General features: G+C 71.6%; 17 protein-coding genes. 8 read left to right on the forward strand and 9 right to left on the reverse strand.

The annotated features are described in order from the left end of the window. Positions 1-4: 4 nt before the first annotated feature. The 4 genes from SOM35_RS13430 to SOM35_RS13445 all read right to left on the reverse strand — a co-directional run bounded on the left by SOM35_RS13430 (position 5) and on the right by SOM35_RS13445 (position 4,468). A complete protein-coding gene (locus SOM35_RS13430) occupies positions 5-1,333 on the reverse strand; it encodes an O-acetylhomoserine aminocarboxypropyltransferase/cysteine synthase family protein (RefSeq protein WP_320515792.1) in 1,329 nt (442 codons plus the stop codon). Then, positions 1,333-2,403: an LLM class flavin-dependent oxidoreductase gene (locus SOM35_RS13435; RefSeq protein WP_320515793.1), complete on the reverse strand. Its 1,071-nt coding sequence runs from the start codon at positions 2,401-2,403 to the stop codon at positions 1,333-1,335. The genes SOM35_RS13430 and SOM35_RS13435 overlap by 1 nt, the downstream gene beginning before the upstream one ends. A gap of 128 nt (positions 2,404-2,531) precedes the next feature. Further along, positions 2,532-3,530 (reverse strand): ATP-grasp domain-containing protein, encoded by a 999-nt coding sequence (locus SOM35_RS13440; protein WP_320515794.1) that lies wholly within the window; start codon positions 3,528-3,530, stop codon positions 2,532-2,534. Positions 3,531-3,610: 80 nt separating this feature from the next. Next, entirely contained in the window at positions 3,611-4,468 is an 858-nt protein-coding gene (locus SOM35_RS13445; RefSeq protein WP_320515795.1) for a helix-turn-helix transcriptional regulator, read from the reverse strand. Positions 4,469-4,570: 102 nt separating this feature from the next. Here SOM35_RS13445 and SOM35_RS13450 point away from each other — a divergent pair, with 102 nt between their 5' ends. Both SOM35_RS13450 and SOM35_RS13455 read left to right on the forward strand, forming a co-directional pair. Then, entirely contained in the window at positions 4,571-5,311 is a 741-nt protein-coding gene (locus SOM35_RS13450) for an SDR family oxidoreductase (protein WP_320515796.1), read from the forward strand. Positions 5,312-5,372: 61 nt separating this feature from the next. Beyond that, on the forward strand, positions 5,373-5,870 hold the full coding sequence (locus SOM35_RS13455; protein ID WP_320515797.1) for a hypothetical protein: 498 nt from the start codon (positions 5,373-5,375) through the stop codon (positions 5,868-5,870). A 108-nt stretch (positions 5,871-5,978) separates the two neighbouring features. Here the strand turns inward: SOM35_RS13455 and rsmA are convergent, their stop codons facing one another. The 4 genes from rsmA to rsmI all read right to left on the reverse strand — a co-directional run bounded on the left by rsmA (position 5,979) and on the right by rsmI (position 10,284). Then, positions 5,979-6,839, reverse strand: coding sequence for a 16S rRNA (adenine(1518)-N(6)/adenine(1519)-N(6))-dimethyltransferase RsmA (rsmA, locus tag SOM35_RS13460; protein WP_320515798.1), 861 nt, complete (start codon positions 6,837-6,839; stop codon positions 5,979-5,981). A gap of 2 nt (positions 6,840-6,841) precedes the next feature. Continuing rightward, positions 6,842-7,765, reverse strand: coding sequence for a TatD family hydrolase (locus SOM35_RS13465; protein WP_111074528.1), 924 nt, complete (start codon positions 7,763-7,765; stop codon positions 6,842-6,844). Beyond that, complete coding sequence (gene metG / locus SOM35_RS13470) at positions 7,762-9,339, reverse strand: methionine--tRNA ligase (protein ID WP_320515799.1); 1,578 nt, start codon at positions 9,337-9,339, stop codon at positions 7,762-7,764. The genes SOM35_RS13465 and metG overlap by 4 nt, the downstream gene beginning before the upstream one ends. 123 nt (positions 9,340-9,462) lie before the next feature. Further along, positions 9,463-10,284 carry a 16S rRNA (cytidine(1402)-2'-O)-methyltransferase gene (rsmI, locus tag SOM35_RS13475; protein ID WP_204607095.1) on the reverse strand — a complete coding sequence of 274 codons (822 nt, stop codon included), beginning with the start codon at positions 10,282-10,284 and terminating at the stop codon, positions 9,463-9,465. A gap of 79 nt (positions 10,285-10,363) precedes the next feature. Between rsmI and SOM35_RS13480 the strand changes: the two genes are divergently transcribed. Beyond that, on the forward strand, positions 10,364-11,995 hold the full coding sequence (locus SOM35_RS13480) for a dolichyl-phosphate-mannose--protein mannosyltransferase (RefSeq protein ID WP_320515800.1): 1,632 nt from the start codon (positions 10,364-10,366) through the stop codon (positions 11,993-11,995). 349 nt (positions 11,996-12,344) lie between these two features. Here the strand turns inward: SOM35_RS13480 and SOM35_RS13485 are convergent, their stop codons facing one another. Beyond that, on the reverse strand, positions 12,345-13,004 hold the full coding sequence (locus SOM35_RS13485; RefSeq protein ID WP_320515801.1) for a TetR/AcrR family transcriptional regulator: 660 nt from the start codon (positions 13,002-13,004) through the stop codon (positions 12,345-12,347). A gap of 166 nt (positions 13,005-13,170) precedes the next feature. Between SOM35_RS13485 and SOM35_RS13490 the strand changes: the two genes are divergently transcribed. The 5 genes from SOM35_RS13490 (at position 13,171) to SOM35_RS13510 (ending at position 19,501) form a co-directional block, all read left to right on the forward strand. Continuing rightward, complete coding sequence (locus SOM35_RS13490; RefSeq protein WP_320515802.1) at positions 13,171-14,727, forward strand: MFS transporter; 1,557 nt, start codon at positions 13,171-13,173, stop codon at positions 14,725-14,727. A 199-nt stretch (positions 14,728-14,926) separates the two neighbouring features. Continuing rightward, complete coding sequence (locus tag SOM35_RS13495) at positions 14,927-15,772, forward strand: sulfurtransferase (protein ID WP_320515803.1); 846 nt, start codon at positions 14,927-14,929, stop codon at positions 15,770-15,772. A gap of 116 nt (positions 15,773-15,888) precedes the next feature. Further along, on the forward strand, positions 15,889-16,956 hold the full coding sequence (locus SOM35_RS13500; RefSeq protein WP_320515804.1) for an NAD-dependent epimerase/dehydratase family protein: 1,068 nt from the start codon (positions 15,889-15,891) through the stop codon (positions 16,954-16,956). A 26-nt stretch (positions 16,957-16,982) separates the two neighbouring features. Further along, positions 16,983-17,525, forward strand: coding sequence for an AAA family ATPase (locus tag SOM35_RS13505; RefSeq protein ID WP_320515805.1), 543 nt, complete (start codon positions 16,983-16,985; stop codon positions 17,523-17,525). Between the two features lie 119 nt (positions 17,526-17,644). Beyond that, positions 17,645-19,501, forward strand: coding sequence for a thioredoxin domain-containing protein (locus SOM35_RS13510; RefSeq protein ID WP_320515806.1), 1,857 nt, complete (start codon positions 17,645-17,647; stop codon positions 19,499-19,501). Positions 19,502-19,531: the final 30 nt, after the last annotated feature.

Here is a 19,531-nt window from a genome sequence, read left to right on the forward strand (position 1 = left end):
CAACCTATCCCCGTCCGGGTCGGGCTCCGGTCGCGTCGGCCGCTGCGGCGAACCCGCGCCGCAGGTCCGCGATGACGTCGTCGACGTGTTCCAGGCCGATCGACAGCCGGATCAGCCCCTCGCCGACACCGGCGGCCGCGCGCTCGGACGGGGTCATCTGCACGTGGGTGGTCGACGCCGGGTGCACGACCAGGGACCGGACGTCCCCGATGTTCGAGACGTGGTCGAAGAGCTCCAGCGCGGCGACGAACCGGCGCCCGGCCGCGACCCCGCCGGCCAGGTCGAACGCCAGGACGCTCGACGGCCCCTTCGGCACGTAGCGCTGCTGCAGGTGGTGCCACGGCGAGCTCGGCAGACCGGCGTAGTGCACGTGTTCGACCTGCTCGTGCGCATCCAGCCAGGACGCCACCGTCGCCGCGTTCGAGACGTGCCGGTCCATCCGGAGCGACAGGGTCTGGATGCCCTGCAGCACCAGGAACGCGTTGAACGGGGCGATCGCCGGACCGAGGTCCGCCGACAGCTTCGACCGGGTGCGCTGGATGAACGCGCGGCGCCCGAACTTCTCGGCGAAGTTCGTGCCCGCGAACCCCGAGTGCTCCGTCGTCGTCAGCTGCGGGTACTTCTCCGGGTACGCGGCCCAGTCGAACGAGCCGGCGTCGACGATGAGCCCGGCGATCGCACTGCCGTGTCCGGCGAGGTACTTCGTCGCCGAGTGCACGACGATGTCCGCGCCGTGCTCGATCGGACGGACCAGGTACGGCGTCGCGATGGTGTTGTCGACGATCAGCGGGACCCCGGCGTCGTGGGCGACCCCGGCCACCCCGGCGAAGTCCAGGACGTCGCCGCGCGGGTTCGGGATCGACTCCCCGAAGAACGCCCGGGTCTCGGGGCGCACGGCGGCGGCCCACTCGTCCAGGTCGGTCGGGTCCTGCACGAAGGTGAACGCGATCCCCAGGTCCTTCAGGGTCGACGCGAAGAGCGTGTAGGTCGCGCCGTACAGCGACGCGCTCGAGACGACGTGGTCCCCGGCGCGGGCGAGGCCCAGCACCGCCAACGACGTCGCCGCCTGCCCGGACGCCAGCGCCAGGGCGGCGACCCCGCCCTCGAGGTCGGCGATCCGACGCTCCAGCGCCGCCGCCGACGGGTTGTTCACGCGGGAGTACGTGTGCCCCGGCGCGTTGAGCAGGAACCGGTCGGCCGCGTCCTCGCCGGACGGGTACACGAACGCGGCGGTCTGCGCGATCGGCGGCACGTTCCCGCCGAAGCCCGGGTCGGCCTTGAAGCCGGCCCGGATCTGCCGGGTCTCGAAGGCCCAGTCGTCCTCGGCGGCCATCAGGACACCGCCTCGGCTTCGGCCTCGGCCTCGGCGTCGGCCGGCACCGACGCGCGGACGAGCGGGATGACCTGTTCGCCGAAGCGCTCCATCTCCTCGAGCTGCGGTGAGAACTGCAGCAGCAGCGTGTCGACCCCGGCGTCCTCGTACTCGCGGATCCGCGCCGCGACCTGCTCCGGCGTGCCGACGAACTGCGGACGGAGGCCCCGGTTCGACACCGAGTAGTCCTCGAGCGAGGGGACGTGCTCGAGCTGCGACTTCGAGATGAAGTCCTGGTACGACTCGTACGCCTTGCCGTGCTGCACGTCCGTGATGCGGGCCAGCTCGGCCTGCGCTTCCTCCTCGGTCTCGCGGACGATCGCGTAGGCCGCCATCCCGAACGCCTCGAACGGCGGCAGCCCGGCGTCCTCGCGACGCTGACGCATCTCGGCGATCTTCGTCCGGAGTTCCTCGACGGTGCCACCGTGGGTCAGGTAGGCGTCGGCGTAGTGCGTGATGCTCGCCTTGCCGGCTTCGCTCTCCCCGCCGGCGTAGATACGCGGGGTGACGCGCGGCTTCGGCTCGAGGTGGGCGTTCTCGACGTCGTAGTACTCGCCGTGGAAGCTGTACGGGGTCTCCCGCCACAGGCCCTTCAGGATCTCGACGAACTCGGCGGTGCGCTTGTAGCGGTCGTCGTGCTCGGAGAAGATGCCGCCGTACTGCCGTGCTTCTTCCGCCCACCAGGCGCTCACCACGTTGAAGGTGAACCGGCCGCCGGAGATGTCGTCGATCGTCGCCGCCTGCTTCGCGGTCACGGCCGGCAGGTGGTACCCGGGACGCATCGCCGCCATGATCTCGAGGCGCTCGGTGGTCGCCGCGATCGCCGCCGCCAGGGCCCACGCCTCGAGACTCGGCGCCGCGACGCCCTTGATGTCGTTGAGGTTCAGCTCCGGCACGAGCGTCAGGTCGAACCCGATCCGCTCGGCGCGCTGCGCCAGGAGCTTCACGTAGTCGAACGTGACCGGCATCTGCTCGTCGTCGACGTTGCGCAGCCAGCCGCCGAAGAGCGGGGTCCAGTATCCGAATCGCACGGGGAGGTTCCTTGGGTGGTGAGGAGGGACGGACGGGAGGCTCGTCCCAGGTGGTGGGGCGGGCCTCCCGTCCGGTGGATGGTCAGGACGGGGCGGCGGGCGCCGCGTGGGCTGCTGGCCGCGTCAGGTCAGGCGTGCGCTGCGGCGGCCGCGTACTCCGCGTCGAGCAGGCCGCCGAGGAAGCGGGCGATCGAGCGCGGCCCGGAGGCGGGCGCGACCGCCTCGACGGCGGGGTTGTAGTTCGTGTTCGTGTTGATGTCGTACACGACGGTGCGGCCGTCGGTGGTCTCCATGAACTCGACGCCGGCGATCTGGATGCGCTGGTCGGCGAGGAAGCCGCGCAGCTGCTGGACCAGCGGGTGGTCCGCGGTGACCTCGGTGCGGACCGAGAACGTCTCGGTGGCACCGCCGTCGGTACCCGGGACGTCGCACACCGCACCCGCGATGGTCTGCGGGACCTCGCACGCGTCCGCCGGGCAGAGCTCGAAGCTGCCGGCGCTCGTGTCGACGCGGACCGCGTAGACGAACTCGCCGCCGACGAACTCGGCCCGGGTGATGAACGGCTCGCGCGCCGTCAGGTACTCCTGCAGCAGCGTGATGCCGTCGACCGGCGCCTCGAACTCGGGGCTGTCCACGTACGCGTCGAACTCGGCCAGCGAGTCGAAGCGGCGGACGCCGAGACCCTTGCCGCCCTGGTTGTGCTTCGTGATGAACGGGACGTCCTGGCCGTTCGTGAAGGTGGCCGCGGACTGCTTGAGCGTCGTCGTGCCGAACACCGCGGTCGTCCGGGGCACGTCGAAGCCCGCGGCGCGGAGCAGTCCGTGCTGGGCGACCTTCGACACCTCGAGCTCGAGGACGTGGCTGCCGCCGACGACCTGTCGCCCGGCGCGCTCGAGCCAGCCGAGCAGCGCCCGGGTGTACTCCTTGCTGTGCTCGTGCCCGCGGGTGTGGCTGCTGGCCGACATGCGGCTCCAGTAGACGCCCGGCTCCGGCTCGGCAGCCAGGTCGACCTGCCCCTCGGTCAGGAGGATCTCCTGCACCGGGACGCCCTCGGCCTCGAAGGCGGCGGCGAGCGGCGGGAACCACTCGGGGTTCTCGTGGATGACGTACACGCGCGGAGTGCTCACCGCACCACCCTAGGCACGGTGTCGTCGCACCTGCCAGGTGTGTGACGTGGTGTTGCACCTCGCCGACGCGCAGGCCTCGTTCAGCGGGGCGCAGTCGAAGCGTCGAAGGACTGCTGGCCGACGACTCCCAGCAGTTCGAGCTTCTGCGCGTCCTCGCTGCCCGCGGGAGCGGTGAACAGCAGGAGCGCCTGCGCCTGGTCGTCCGTGTGCAGGACCTGGCAGTCGACGGTGATCCGGCCGAGCTCGGGTTGCACGATCGTCTTGTTGTCCGACCAGCGACTCGCGACCTCGTGCAGGGCCCAGAGCTCGGCGAACTCGGGGCTCCGCCGTTCGAGTTCCGCGATGAGTTCGGTCGCCCGTCGGTCCCCGGGTCCGGCGAGGCCCACGGCGGCCCGGAGCGACGCCACGACGACCCGGCCCAGGCGTTCGTGCTGCTCGGCCGCGTACTTCGCCCGTTCGGTGCCGCTCACGAACCACCGCCACGCCTGGTACCGCTCGTTGCCGGCCAGACCCACGGACGTGCCGAGGAGCGCCGCCGCCATCGGGTTCTCGACGAGGGTCTCCCCCAGGTGGTTCACGACGATCGCCGGGGTGTCCGCCAGCCGGTCCAGTACGCGGAGGATCGCTGGGTCGACGTGGTCGGCGCGGTGCATCCGGACGGGGGCGTTCTGCCCGGTCAGGTGGAACAGGTGGTCCCGTTCGTCGAGCGAGCACCGGAGGGCGCGGGCGATCGCGGCGACCATCTGCTCCGACGGCTGCGGGCCGCGCTGCTGTTCGAGTCGCGTGTAGTAGTCGACGGACATGCCGGCGAGGGCCGCCACCTCTTCACGACGGAGGCCCGGGGTGCGCCGCCGAGCGCCGGCCCCGATCCCGACGTCCTCCGGGCGGAGCATCTCCCGTCGGCGGCGGAGGAAGTCGGCGAGGGCTGCACGGTCCATGCCCCCAAGTCTGCTGCGTCCGTCACGCCGGAGCCAGGGAGCGCCGGTCCCCCGATGACCGCGCTCTGGTTGCCCCGACCCGCACGGCGCATCGTGGTGGTCATGGACATCACGAACAGCACCGTCTTCATCCCCGGCGCGACCTCGGGCATCGGCCTGGCCCTCGCGCTCCGCCTGCAGCAGGCCGGCAGCACCGTCGTCGTCGGCGGCCGTCGCCAGGCCCTCCTCGACTCGATCGCCACCGAGCACGGCCTGGACACCGTGCAGGTCGACGTCGCCGACGCGGAGTCGATCCGGCACGCCGCCGAGACCGTCCTCGCCGCCCACCCCGCACTCGACACCCTGGTGACGATGTCGGGCATCATGCGGAACGAGGACCTCCGCGACCCGGCGCACATCTCGGACGCCGTCGAGATCGTCGAGACGAACCTGGTCGGCACGATCCGGCTGATCGATGCGTTCCTGCCGCACCTGCTCGGCCGCCCGAGTGCGACGGTGATGACGGTGTCGTCGGGTCTGGCGTTCGTGCCGCTGACCGCCACCCCGACCTACAGCGCCACCAAGGCCGGCGTGCACGCGTACACGCAGGCGCTCCGGCAGCAGCTCGTCGGCTCCTCGGTCGAGGTCCTCGAGCTCGCGCCGCCGGCCGTCGCCACCGACCTGATGGGTGGGCAGGACTTCGGCGGGATGCCGCTCGAGGCGTTCATCGACGAGGTCGTCGGCCTGATCGAGTCCGGTGCGGCTCCGGAGATCCTGGTGCAGAACGTCCAGCCGCTGCGGTGGGCCGAGCGCGACGGGAACCACCAGCAGATCCTCGAGATGATGGCTGCGCGCGAGCACTGACCCACTCCGCCCGTCCTGACATGTAGAACATCCTGCTGCTCCGGCATGTCAGGATGGGTGGATGCGACCAGCACCGTACGAGGAAGCCCTGCCGTCCGGACGCCTGATGCCTGTGGTCGGCATCGCCGTGATCGCCATCGCGGTCGCCGCGGTCGCACTCCCGCTCGTCCTGCCGCCGTCACCCGGTCGCGGTCTCGGTCCCGGAGACGTCGCGGTCCTCCTCGGGACACTCGTCGTCACGGTCGTCCTCGGCATCGGCGTCGTCCGGATGCGACAGACGATCCGCGTCGACGACGTGCTGGAGGTCCGCGTCACCCCGTTCTGGTACCGACGCCGCATCCCGCTCGAGCGGATCGCGTCGGTGACGCCGATGACCCTGACCGGCCTGAACTCGGGCGGGTGGGGCATCCGACTGATCCCGAGCGGGACCGCGATCCTGCTCGACAACGGGCCCGGCGTGCACGTCACCGTCCGCGGCAAGCGTGCACTGCGGTTCCGCTGCGGCGAGCCGGATGCACTCGTCGCCGCCCTGGAGGCACGGGGCGCGTCCGTCCGCTGAGTCGCGTCGCTAGCGTGCCCGCCTCCGTCAGCGCGGACGCGGTGGTCGCGCGGCCCCCGAAGGCGGGTTCGGCGAGGCGGCTGTGCGGGCTGTGCGGGGCGGGGCCGGTCAGTCGCTCGTGCCGGCGGCTGCGAGGACGGTCCGGCCGAGACGCACGAAGTCGTCGACGCCGAGCTCCTCGCCGCGGGCGGTCGGCGCGATGCCGGCGGCTTCGAGGACCTCGGACGCACGAGCACTGCCGCCCAGGACACCGGAGAGCGCCTGGCGGAGCATCTTCCGACGCTGCTGGAACGCCGCGTCGACCAGGGTGAACACCCGCGATCGGAGCTTTTCGTCGCCCGGCGGCTCGTGCCGGTCGAAGCCGACCAGGACACTGTCGACGTTCGGCACCGGCCAGAACACCTGCCGGCTGACCTGTCCGGCGATCCGCCACGACCCGTACCAGGCGGCCTTGACGCTCGGGGAGCCGTAGACCTTGCTGCCGGGGTCGGCGGCAAGGCGGTAGCCGACCTCGGCCTGCACCATGACGAGCGACCGGACCAGGGACGGGAAGGTCGCGAGCAGGTGCAGGAGCACCGGCACGGACACGTTGTACGGCAGGTTCGCGACGAGGTGCGTCGGCGCGACGGGCAGGTCCCCGGCCGAGACCTGCATGGCGTCCTGGTGGACGACGGTCAGGCGGGCGTCGGGCTGCATCGCGGAGACGGTCGTCGGCAGGTGCGCGGCGAGCCGGGCGTCGATCTCGACAGCCGTCACGGCAGCGCCGGTCTCGGTCAGGCCGAGGGTCAGCGACCCGAGCCCGGGCCCGACCTCGAGCACTGCCGACTCTGGCGTGACGCCGGCGATCGACACGATGCGCCGGACGGTGTTGGCGTCGTGCACGAAGTTCTGGCCGAGCTTCTTGGTGGGGGTGACGTCGAGTGTCGCCGCGAGGTCCCGGATCTCTGCCGGTCCGAGGAGCACGCCCACGGCTACTGCACCACCGTGACGGGCTCGGCGTCCCACATGCCGTAGACGAGTTCGGTGTTCGAGGTGATCTGCGCCGCGAGCATCGACACGTCGGTCCCCAGCGTCTCGGCCATCGACCGCAGCGTGTGCGGGATCAGGTACGGCGCGTTCGGCCGACCGCGGAACGGCGTCGGGGTGAGGAACGGCGCGTCCGTCTCGACCATGATCAGGTGACGCGGCGCGACGTGCAGGGCATCGCGCAGGTTCTGCGCGTTCTTGAACGTCACGGTGCCGGCGAACGACATGTACCAGCCGCGCTCGGCACACAGGCGTGCGAGCTCGGGGCCGCCCGAGAAGCAGTGGAAGACGGTGCGCTCCGGGGCCCCGACACGCTCGAGGACCTCGACCACGGCGTCGTGGGCGTCCCGGTCGTGGATCGTCAGCGCCAGGTCGTGGTCCTTCGCGATGCGGATGTGCTCCTCGAAGGAGCGGATCTGCGCCGCCCGGCCGTCGTCACCCGTGCGGAAGAAGTCGAGCCCGGTCTCCCCGATCGCCCGGACCCGGGGCAGGGCCGCGAGCTCGGCGATGCCGGCCAGGTGTTCGTCGAGCAGGCCCTGTTCGTCGAGGACGGGGGCTTCGTTCGGGTGCAGGGCGACCGCGGCGAGGACCCGGGGTTCCCGTGCCGCGATCGACGCCGACCACTGCGAGGTGGCCAGGTCCGTGCCGACCTGCACGACTCCGCGGACACCGACGCTCGAGGCACGGTCGAGGTGCTCCCGGTAGTCGAGCGGACCGTCGCCGCCGTCGCCGACACCGTCGGCGATCTCCATGTGCGTGTGGTTGTCGTACACCGGCACGGTGAGGGCCTGCGGCAACGGCGGGTACGTCAGGTCCCGCTTCTGCCCGCCGCCGTCGCCGCCGCGAGCGCGGACGTGCGCGTCGGTCACGCGGCGCCCTGCTCCGGCTGCTCGATGCGCGGGAACAGCCCGGCCGCGAGGGGCGTCACCGTCTCCGAGCCCTGCCACTCCCAGGCGCGGTCGATGCGCTGCTCGGCGATGGTCCCGCCGGCACCGATCGAGGCCCAGAGCTTCTCGGTCGCCTTCGGCATCACCGGGGACACGAGCACGGCCACCGTGCCGAGGCCCCGGAGTGCGGTGACGAGCACGGTCGCCAGTCGCTCCCGCTGGGCGTCGTCCTTCGCCAGGGCCCAGGGCTCCTGCTCGGTGATGTAGCCGTTCAGGGCGTCGACCAGTTCCCAGACCGTGGTGATCGCGTCGTGCGGGGCGAACGCGGCGATCGACGCGTCGGCCCGCTCGGTGACGGCCTGCGCGAGGGCGTCGACGGCCGCGTCCGACTCGGTCAGCTCGCCGCGCTCGGGCACGGCACCGTCGAAGTACCGGTTCAGCATCGCGACGATGCGGGAGGCCAGGTTGCCGAAGCCGTTCGCCAGTTCGGCCTGGTACCGCGCCGAGATGTCTTCCCAGCTGAAGTTGCCGTCCTGCCCGAAGGTGATCGCGCGGAGGAAGTAGTAGCGGAAGGCGTCGGAGCCGAACGTGTCGGTGATCTCGCTCGGGGCGATGCCGGTCAGCTTCGACTTGGACATCTTCTCGCCGCCGACGAGCAGCCAGCCGTGGCCGAACACGCGCTCCGGCACCGGGAGCCCCGCGGCCATGAGCATCGCGGGCCAGATCACGGCGTGGAAGCGGGCGATGTCCTTGCCCACGATGTGCACGCTGGGCCAGAGGCGCTGGAAGGCCTCGTCGTCCTCGGTACCGTAGCCGAGCGCGGTGATGTAGTTCAGCAGCGCGTCGAACCAGACGTAGAGGACGTGGTCGGAGTCCCACGGGATCTGGATGCCCCAGTCGAAGCTCGACCGCGAGATCGACAGGTCACGCAGGCCCTGCTTGACGAAGGAGACGATCTCGTTCCGGACGCTCTCCGGCTGGATGAACTGCGGGTTCGACTCGTACAGGTCGAGCAGGCGCTGCTCGAAGTCGGACATCCGGAAGAAGTAGTTGCGCTCGGCCAGGACCTCCACCGGGATGGAGTGGATCGCACAGACCTGCTGGCCCTCGTACGGACCGGTGCCGGGGACCAGGTCGCTCGGCTGCTTGTACTCCTCGCACCCCACGCAGTAGAAGCCCTCGAACTCGCCGGCGTAGATGTAGCCGTCGTCGTAGAGCTTCTGCAGGAACGCGGTCACTCCACGCTCGTGACGCTCGTCGGTCGTGCGGATGAAGTCGTCGTTCGCGACGTCGACGGTGTCGAGCAGCGGCTTCCACGCGTCGGTGACCAGACGGTCCGCCCACTCCTTCGGGGTCACGTCGTTCGCCGAGGCGGTGCGCAGGATCTTCTGCCCGTGCTCGTCGGTGCCCGTGAGCAGCCAGGTGTCGTCGCCGCGCTGGCGGTGCCAGCGCGCGAGGACGTCCGCGGCGACCTCCGTGTACGCGTGCCCGATGTGGGGCACGTCGTTGACGTAGAAGATCGGCGTGGTGATCGAGAACGAGCTGCCGTCGGCCATGCGGACCATCCTAGAGGCGAGCCCGTGCCCCGTGACGCGCGGTCACCCGGCCTGTGGACAACCGGACGGGAGGCCCGTGGCGACGCCGCCACGGGCCTCCCGTCCGACAGGTGTCGGGTCCGGTCAGCGTGCTGCGAGCGCACCCTCGTAGAGGTCCCGCTTCGACAACCCGGTCGCGTCGGCGACCGCTGCGGCGGCCTCCTTCATGCGTGCGCCGGCGGCCACGCGCTCGAGGACCAGGCGCACGCCGTCCTCGATCGTGGCGTCCTCACCCGACCCCGTCGAGCCCGCGACGACGACGCAGATCTCGCCACGGACGCCGTCGGCCGCCCACTCGGTCAGCTCGGCGAGGGTCCCGCGTCGGATCTCCTCGTGCATCTTCGTGAGCTCCCGGCAGACGGCGGCGCGCCGGTCGGCTCCGAACCCGGCGGCCATGTCGCCGAGCGTGTCGGCGATCCGGTGCGGCGACTCGAAGAAGACCATGGTCCGCTGCTCCCCCGCCAGCGCGGCGAAGACGCGACGACGCTCGCCGCCCTTCCGGGTCGGGAAGCCCTCGAACGTGAACCGGTCCGTCGGCAGTCCCGACAGCGCGAGGGCGGTGAGGACGGCACTCGGGCCGGGGATCGCGGTGACGGTGACGCCCGCGGCGGCGGCGGCCTCGACCAGCGGGAAACCGGGGTCGCTGATGGCGGGCATGCCCGCGTCGGTCAGCACGACGACGTCGTCCTCCCGCGCCAGTTCGACGACCTCGGCCGCACGCTCCCGCTCGTTGTGCTCGTGCAGCGCGATGAGCCGCGGCCGGTTCTCGATGCCGAGTGCGCGCATCAGGTGGATCGCGGTCCGGGTGTCCTCGGCGGCGACGACGGAGGCGTTCGACAGCGTCTCCACGAGTCGACGGGAGGCATCACCGAGGTTGCCGATGGGGGTTGCTGCGAGGACGATCACGACCCCATTGTCGTCGCCGCGGCCGTGCCCTGTGGACGGCGTGGGCCAGCGGCGAGGTCGCGTCCGTATGATGCTGCGGATGACCACGGACCTGGCCGACCTGCAGAAGACCGTGCCGGACGTCCCACGTGGCTCGCGGCTCGACGACTGGTGGGGCCGCGTGCTGTCCGTCGGCTGGCGGGTCGCCGCCTGGCGCTGGGGTGGTCCGATCGCGGTGACCGTGCTGGCGGCCCTGCTCCGACTGGTCGACCTGGGCCGGCCGCACACGCTCGTGTTCGACGAGACGTACTACGTCAAGGACAGCTGGTCCCTGGTGCACCTCGGGTACGAGGGCACGTGGCCGGCGAACCCGACCGGCGACGGCGCGGTGACGACCGACCAACGGTTCGCCGACGGGCAGACGGACATCTACTCGCGCGCCGCGGAGTTCATCGCACACCCGCCGCTCGGCAAGTACCTCATCGGCCTCGGCATGCTGCTCTTCGGGCCGGACAACGCCTTCGGCTGGCGGTTCACGGTCGCGGTCCTCGGCATCGCCACCGTCTTCCTCACCGCGGTGATCGCCCGCTCGCTGTTCCGCTCGACCTTCATCGGCACGCTGGCCGGCGGCTTCCTGGCGGTGGACGGGCAGGCGATCGTGATGTCGCGGGTGTCGCTGCTCGACGGCATCGTCACGTTCTTCGTCGTGCTCGGCTTCGGCGCGCTCCTGCTGGACCGGCGTTCTTCGGCCCGACAGCTCGACCGGTGGATCGACCGGAAGGCCGCGGCCGGTCGGCCGACGCTCTGGGGTCCGGTGCTGTGGCGGCGGCCCTGGCTGGTCGCGATGGGCTTCGCGCTCGGGCTCGCGACGGCGACGAAGTGGACCGGGCTGTACTTCCTGGCGTTCTTCGCCGTGTACTCGGTGGTCAGCGACATGCTGCTGCGCCGGCGGGCCGGTGTGGCGTTCTGGTCGTCGAGTGCCGCGCTGCAGCAGGCCCCGGTGACGTTCCTGCTCACCGTGCCGATCGCGGCCGTGACGTACGTGGCGTCGTGGACCGGGTGGTTCGTGACCCGCGGCGGCTGGGACCGGAACTGGATCGGGACCGGTGGGCAGCGCTGGACCGGCGTGCTCGCCTGGGTGCCCGACAGCCTGCAGAACTGGTGGCACTACCAGGCAGAGATCTACGGCTTCAACATCGGCTTGCACACGCCGCACTCGTACCAGGCGAACCCGCTGCTCTGGCTCCTCATGCAACGGCCGACGTCGATGTACTACGTCGGGGTCGACGCGGGCCAGGACGGCTGCGCGGCCGACCGCTGCGGAGCGGCGATCACCGGCATCGCGAACCCGTTCGTCTGGTACGCCTCGGTGATCGCGGCCGTGGTGCTGCTCGTGCTGCTCGTCACCCGGCGGCGGTGGGAGTACGGCATCGTGCTGATGGGCATCGCCGCGGGGTACCTGCCGTGGCTGATGTACCTCGACCGCACGGTCTTCCAGTTCTACACGATCGCCTTCGAGCCCTTCCTCGTGATGGCACTGGCTGCCGTGATCGGGCACCTGCTCGGGTCACGGGAGGACCCACGGCCACGGCGGACCCGGGCGCTGATCTGGCTCGGGGTCTACCTGGTGGTCGTGGTGCTCGCGTCGGCCTACTGGTACCCCCTGTGGTCGGCGATCCAGGCGCCGTGGGACTTCATCCGGTCCCACTACTGGCTGCCCAGCTGGTTGTAGGCGGGCACGCGCTGGTCGCGTGGGCGATCCGGTCCGGACCACCGGACGGGAGGCCCGCTGCCAGGCCGCCACGGGCCTCCCGTCCGACGCGGCCCGCCGCCGGCACGGTGTCCGGCGGCACGGTGTCGGGCGGTACGGTGGTCCGGAACCGGCGGCGTGGGCCCGGTCCGGAGCGGGGCGAGCGGTCACGACACCCCGCCCGCTGCCGGCGAGTGGTCACGAACCGTCGGTTCCGCGCGCCGGAGTCGACGGTTCTCGACCGGTCGGCGGAGGTGAGCGGTGGGTCTTGACCAGTCGGCAGCCCGGTGGCGGCGGACGCCGACGGACTTGAGCGGTGTGTCGTGACCGGTCAGGACTGGGCGTGCATGGCGCGTTCGATGGTCTCGCGGTCCAGGGGGTCGCCGAGCATGCCGTCCGGGTCGGCCGGCGGCAGGACGCCGTCGATGACGACCTTGGCGTACCGACGCCAGGCGTCCGGGTCGTGGGCGCGGGTCGCGTCGGCGACGGCGCCGATCATCGTGGTCAGCATCGGCAGGTCGCGGTAGTCGAAGCCGTCGCGGACGACCCCGGCGTCATGCGCGCGGCCGATGATCGTGGAGACCTGGCGTTCGAGCCGGTCGCGCTCGTGCACGATCGACGGCCGGGCCTTGCCGGCTCGGACGATCGCGTCGGCGAGGGCGCGGTCGCGCGCCCGGAACTCGAACACGCCCATCAGGTAGAGGCGGAGCGACTCGCGCGGGTCGATCTCGGCGGCAGCGCGTTCGGCCGCGGCGTTCATGGCCTCGAACTTCGTCGCGAGCAGGGCCTCGATCAGGGAGTCCTTGTCGGCGAAGCGTCGGTAGACCGTGCCGACGCCGACGCCGGCTTCGTGCGCGATGTCGTTCAGCGTCACGGACAGCCCGCGCTCGGCGAAGCACTTGCGTGCGGTCTGGAGGATCAGCTCGCGGTTGCGTGCCGCGTCGGCTCGGAGAGGCCGTTCGAGGTCGGCGTGCTGATCGGTGGTGCTCACGGTGACGACCGTAGTTGAACTTTCTGGGAACAAGCGGATGCACCTGCTCCGTTTTGGTCTACAGTGGTCCGAAGCGGATGCCTGGCATCCGGTTCCACCACACCATTACAGCGCCCGACGGCGCGCGCTGCGAACACCCTCCACCCCTTCTCGAAGGAGGTCTGTCGTGACGGCAGAACAGACAGCGCCCGCACCCACCGGGTCGGCGCCCACGGCATCCGGTGCCACCACATCCGGCGCCACCGCACCGCGCAAGGACCACCGCTGGATCACCCTGGCGGTCATCGCCCTCGCGCAGCTCATGGTCGTGCTCGACGCGACCATCGTGAACATCGCGCTGCCCTCGGCGCAGCAGGACCTCGGGTTCGGGACCGACCAGCGACAGTGGGTCGTCACGGCCTACTCGCTGGCGTTCGGCTCCCTGCTGCTGCTCGGCGGCCGACTCGGTGACCTCTTCGGCCGCAAGAACACCTTCATCATCGGGCTCGTCGGGTTCGCCCTGGCCTCGGTGCTCGGTGGCCTGGCCGACTCGTTCGGTCTGCTCGTCGCCGCCCGTGCACTGCAGGGTGCCTTCGGCGCGCTGCTCGCCCCGTCCGCACTCGGCATGCTGACGACGACCTTCCGGGACCCGAAGGAACGCGGCCGTGCGTTCGGCATCTTCGGCTCGATCGCCGGTTCCGGTGCGGCCATCGGCCTGCTGCTCGGTGGCGTCCTGACCGAGTACACCTCGTGGCGCTGGTGCCTCTACGTCAACGTCGTCTTCGCCGTGCTCGGGGTCATCGGTGCGCTGGTCTTCATGGTGAAGCCCCCGAAGGCCGACCGCCCCCGCATCGACGTCCTCGGCGTCCTCACGATCACCCTCGGGCTGGTCGGCGTCGTCTACGGCTTCTCGAACGCCGAGACCAACGGCTGGGACGACCCCGTCACGATCGCGATGCTCGCCGTCGGTGTCGTGCTGATCGCGGCCTTCGTGTTCATCGAGACCCGCGTCGCACACCCGCTGCTGCCCCTGCGCGTCGTGCTCGACCGTGACCGCGGTGGCTCGTTCGTCGCGATCGGCCTCGTGGCGATCGGCATGTTCGGGATCTTCCTGTTCCTGACCTACTACCTCGAGCAGACCCTCGGCTTCTCGGCGCTGCAGACCGGCCTGGCGTTCCTGCCGATGCCGCTGTCGATCATGATCTCGGCCACGCAGATCGGCGGCCGCCTGCTGCCCCGCGTCGGCCCGAAGATCCTGATCTTCGCCGGTGGCCTCGTCGCCGCGACCGGGCTCCTGCTGCTGCTGCGCACCGATCTCGACAGCTCCTACGCGGGGACCGTCCTGCCGGCGCTGATCGTCATCGGGCTCGGCATGGGCACGATCTTCTCGTCCGCGATGAACACCGCGACGACCGGTGTGGCCCGCTCCGACGCCGGCGTGGCCTCCGCGACCGTGAACACGATGCAGCAGATCGGTGGCTCGATCGGGACGGCGCTGCTGTCGACGATCTTCGCCGACGTGGTGAAGAACAGCCTCTCCGGGCTGAACGCAGCGCCCACGAAGCTGCAGCAGGCGCAGGCCACGCTCGACGGCTACCACGCGGCCTTCGGCATCTCGGCCGGCGTGCTCGTGCTCGTCGCGATCGCCAGCGGGTTGCTCATCAACCGGCAGTCGGTCCGTCTGGCACGCCTCGCGCGTGCCGGATCGGACACGACCGGCAGCGTCCCGGTCGCCGCGCACTGACCCGGCCCCACCACAGCAGCACGTCGAACGCCGACCGGCCCCGCAGCAACATGCGGAGCGGGTCGGCGTTCGTCATGTCGCAAGCCACCGTGCTGTCGCAGGCCACATCGCGCGGACGCCCAGAGTCCTGTCCGTGCCCTGTTCCGAACTGTTGCTGAATCTCTGTCATCAGTCGGAGGTCTCGATTAGCGTTTGGCTCATGGCCCCCGTCCTGACCTCGCCGCTCGTGTCGACGCAGTGGCTCGCCGACCACCTGGGTGCGGACGACCTCCTCGTCCTCGACGCCTCGGTGCACACGGACGGCATCGGCTTCGACATGTCGTGGCACTCCGCCCGCGACGCCCACGAGCGTCGCGGACACGTCCCGGGCGCCGTCTACGCCGACCTCATCGACGAGTTCTCGGCGGCCGAGGCAGACCTGCCACTCACCCGTCCCGGGGTCGACCGCTTCGAGTCCGCAGCCCGCGCGCTCGGGGTGAGCCGGGCCTCCACGGTCGTGGTCTACGACGACGGCATCGGCGAGTGGAGCGCTCGCCTGTGGTGGATCTTCCGGTCCTTCGGCTTCGACGCCGTCGCCGTGCTCGACGGCGGCTTCCCGAAGTGGCGCGACGAGGGTCGCCCGGTCCGCGTCGGCGCGCTGTCCCGCACGCCCCGACCGTCCGCGGACGCGTTCGTCGCGGGAGAAGAGCGTCCGCTCTGGGCCGACCGCGCGCGGGTCCTCCGTGCGGTCGACGGGTCCGAACCTGCTGCGCTCGTCATGGCTGCCGACCCGGCCGTCCTGGGCGACGACCACCCGCCGATCGTCCCGGGCAGCACCACCATCGGTGTCCGTGCGCTGCTCGACGGGTCGAACGCGCTCCTCCGGCAGCCCGAGCTGAAGCGTGCCCTCGCACCGGTCCTCTCGGCGGACGAGGTCGTGACCTACTGCGGTGTCGGCAGCGCTTCGTGCGTGGACGCCCTGGCCCTCACGGTGCTGGGCCACAAGAAGGTCCGGGTCTACGACGGGTCGCTCGCCGAGTGGTGGCGGGAGCCGATCGCTTCCTGACCGGCCGACGCCCCCTGCTCGGCTGGCGCTGCCCGTCCCCCGCGGCGGGCTCGCGCTGCCCGTCCCCTTGCTCGGCTGGCGCTGCCGGTCCCCCGCGGCGGGCTAGCGTTGCCCGCATGAGCAGCAGACGCGCGGTCGTCCTCGGCGGTACCGGCGGCATCGGGTCCCAGGTCGCCCGCGAACTCCTCGACGTGTCCGGCCGGGGCGGCGACGACTGGGAGGTCGAGGTCGTCTCCCGCACCGGTGGGCCGGTCGCCGACGAACTGCTGGCCCGCGGTGCGGTCGGCCGACCGGGAGACCGACGCGACACCGCGTTCCTGCGCGAACTGCTGCGTCCCGGCGCGGACCTGCTCGTCGACACGGTCGGCGTGACCCGCGACGATGCCCTGCAGCTGGCCCCGTTCCTCGACGACGTGGGATCGACCGTCTTCGTCTCGTCCAAGGCGGTCTACGCCGACGAGCAGGGGCGGCACGCGAACTCGGTCGACAAGCCGGTGTTCGGCGGCGCGGTCACCGAACTCCAGCCCACGGTGGCCGCGGGCGACGCCGACCCGACGAGCCGCGACGGGTACGGCGCCGCGAAGGTCGCCGCCGAACAGGTCCTGCTCGACCACGGTGCCCCCGTCACGGTGCTGCGTCCCTCGAAGGTGTACGGCGTCGGCATCGGCCGGCCCCGCGAGTGGTTCGTCGTCCGCCGGGTGCTCGACGGCCGCGAGCGCATCCTGCTCGCTGACGAGGGCCGCGGCGTCGACCACACCACGGCGGCGTCGGGCATAGCGTCCCTGGTCCGACTCGTCGCCGACGCGCCCGACCGCCGGATCCTCAACGTCGCCGACGACACGGCGCCCAGTGTCCTCGAGATCGTCCGGACCGTCGGCGGCCACCTCGGCCACACGTTCGACGAGGTCCTGCTCGGCGAGGACGCCCCCGCGTTCGTCGGCCTCACGCCGTGGTCCGTGCCGTCGCCGTTCGTGCTCGACACCACCGCAGCACGGTCGCTCGGATGGGTGCCGCCGCGCTTCGCGGACGCGGTCGTGCCGGAGATCGACTGGTTGGTCGAGACCGCGCACCGTACGCCGGCGGACGGGGACGTCCCGTGGGCAGCTGACCCGTTCTGGGACCGGATGTTCGACTACGGGCCGGAGGACGCGGCGATGGTGCTGCTGTCGCTCGGGCTCGACTGACGTCGGACCTGGCAGGGGCGCACGCGATGTCGACCACGACCCGTCCGGAGGTGCTGCTGATCGGCGGCCGGTCCGGCGTCGGAAAGACGACGGCCGCCGTCGCCCTCCACGAGTTGCTCGCGGGAGCCGGAGTCCGACACGTCGTCATCGAGGGCGACTTCCTCGACCTCGCGTGGCCACCACCGCACCAGGAGCACCCCGAGGCGCAGCTGGCCGCGCGGAACCTCGCCGCCGTGTGGGCGAACACGCGAGCGTTGGGGCACCATCGGCTCGTCTTCACGAACACGGTCTCCGTCCTCGAGGCCGCCGTGCTCGCGGACGCGATCGGTGAGGACCCCCTCGTCACCGCGGTGCTGCTGCGCGCCGGGGACGACGTGGTGGCGGACCGTCTCGGCCGACGAGCCGGCGGTGCGGCTGCCCTCGACGAGATCCGTCACAGCGCGGAGGCCGCACGGCACCTCGACCATGCCGTCGCCGACGACGTCGTCCGTGTCGAGACGGACGGACGGACACCGGCAGACATCGCGCAGGAGCTCGGCCGCCTGACCGGGTGGCTCGCGCTGGACTGACGGGCTCCTTGGCCTGACGGCCGCTCGCTCTGGTCGCACCGGGCTGTGGACAGCGGCGGCTCCTCCACAGATCGGCATGGAGGCCGGCCCACACAGGCCGCGCGGGGCACGCTGGGTGCATGAACGACAACCGGCTCGGGACCGCCGTCAGCCCCTACCTCCGCCAGCACGCCGCCAACCCGGTGGACTGGCGCGAGTGGGGCGCCGAAGCCTTCGCCGAGGCGCGGGAGCGTGACGTGCCCGTGCTGGTGTCGATCGGCTACGCCACGTGCCACTGGTGCCACGTCATGGCGCGCGAGAGCTTCTCCGACCCGGAGATCGGCGCGATGCTCCGGCAGGACTTCGTCGCCGTGAAGGTGGACCGTGAAGAGCGGCCCGACGTCGACTCGAGCGCGATGGCCGCGGCGAGCGCCTTCACGGAACAGCTCGGGTGGCCGTTGACGGTCTTCATGACGCCGGACGCGCAGGTTTTCTACGCCGGCACCTACTACCCGCCGCAGCCGGTCGGCGAGCACCCGTCGTTCGGGCAGGTCTCGGCGGCGGTGCTCGATGCGTGGCGGGACCGCCGGCACGAGGTCGACGCGAACGCGGCAGCCGTCGCGCGGGCGATCCGGCAGAGTGCCGAGGCGGACGCGGCATCCGCGCAGGCCGCGCAACCTGACGGGGGTGGGGCGGGCCTCCCGTCGGTCGATGCGGTCCTCGGGGTCGTGGCGGACCTCGAGCGCGCAGAAGACGCGACGTACGGCGGGTTCGGTGGAGCGCCGAAGTTCCCGAACGCCCCGTTGCTCGAGTTCCTCGGCGACGCGGCCGCGGAGGGCGACGGCGCTGCCGGCACGCTGCTCTCCCGTGCCCTGGACGCCATCGCCGGTTCGGAGCTGACCGACGCCGACGGCGGGGTGTTCCGGTACGCGACCCGTCGTGACTGGTCCGTCCCGCACTACGAGCGGATGCTCTACGACAACGCCGGGCTGCTCGCGGTCGCCGACGCGGACCGGGCCCGGGGCATCGCGGACTTCCTCCGGGACACCCTGCGCCGACCGGACGGCGCCTTCGTGGCGGCACAGGACAGCGAGTCGACGATCGACGGCCGTCGGGTGGAGGGCGAGTGGTACCGGCTGCCCCGCGATGAACGCGCCCGGATCGATCCGCCGCCGCTGGACGACCAGGTGCTCACCGGCTGGAACGGACTCGCGATCCGGGGGTTGGTGCTGGCGGGCACTCGCACGGGTGACGACGAGATGATCAGCCTCGCACGCGCCGCCGCCGACGCCGTGATCGACCGTCACCTCCGCGACGGCCACGTCGTCGTCCGGTCGAGCACGCCGCGTGGTGTCTCGTCCGCGCCGCCGACGGTGGAGGACCTGGGGTTGTTCGCGGAGGGGCTGCTCGAACTCGCCCTCGCAACCGGTGGACTGCGGTACGCGACGATCGCCCGGACCCTGGTGGACGACGGACTCTCCGGTGCGCTCGAGGTCGACCCCGTCCTGGCTGCCGCGGGCACCGCGACCGGCGAACAGCCGCAGACGGCCCTGCGATCAGGGACGGTGGCGCTGGCCGGTGCTGCGGCGAGGCTGTCCGCCCTCACCGGGGACGATGAGCTGCGTCACGCCGCCGAGCGGCTGGTCGCCGAGCGCGCCCGGACGGGTGTGGAGCGGCCGCTCGGGCACGCCGATGCACTGGGTCTGGCGCTGGCGCTGCAGCGACCCTCCCGAGAGGTCGTCCTGGTGGCGGACCAGCGGTCAGATCCGACGGTCGCGAGCATGCTCGACGCCGTCCGGACAGCCCGACGTCCAGGAGCACTCGTCGCCGTGCTCATGCGAGCGCAGGCGGCGGAGTGGGCCGCGGCGGGCTTCTCGTTGTTCGACGGCCGCGACGGACTCGACGGCGTGACCTACGTGTGCCACGACCGTGTGTGTGCGCTACCGGCACGGAACACGGACGACCTGCTGGGTCAGCTCAGTGTCCGGCACGGCTGAGCACGGCGCGCCCGGACGGTATCCTGGAAT

It is taken from the genome of Curtobacterium sp. CFBP9011 (genome assembly GCF_034045095.1).
In the GTDB taxonomy this organism is placed as follows: domain Bacteria; phylum Actinomycetota; class Actinomycetes; order Actinomycetales; family Microbacteriaceae; genus Curtobacterium.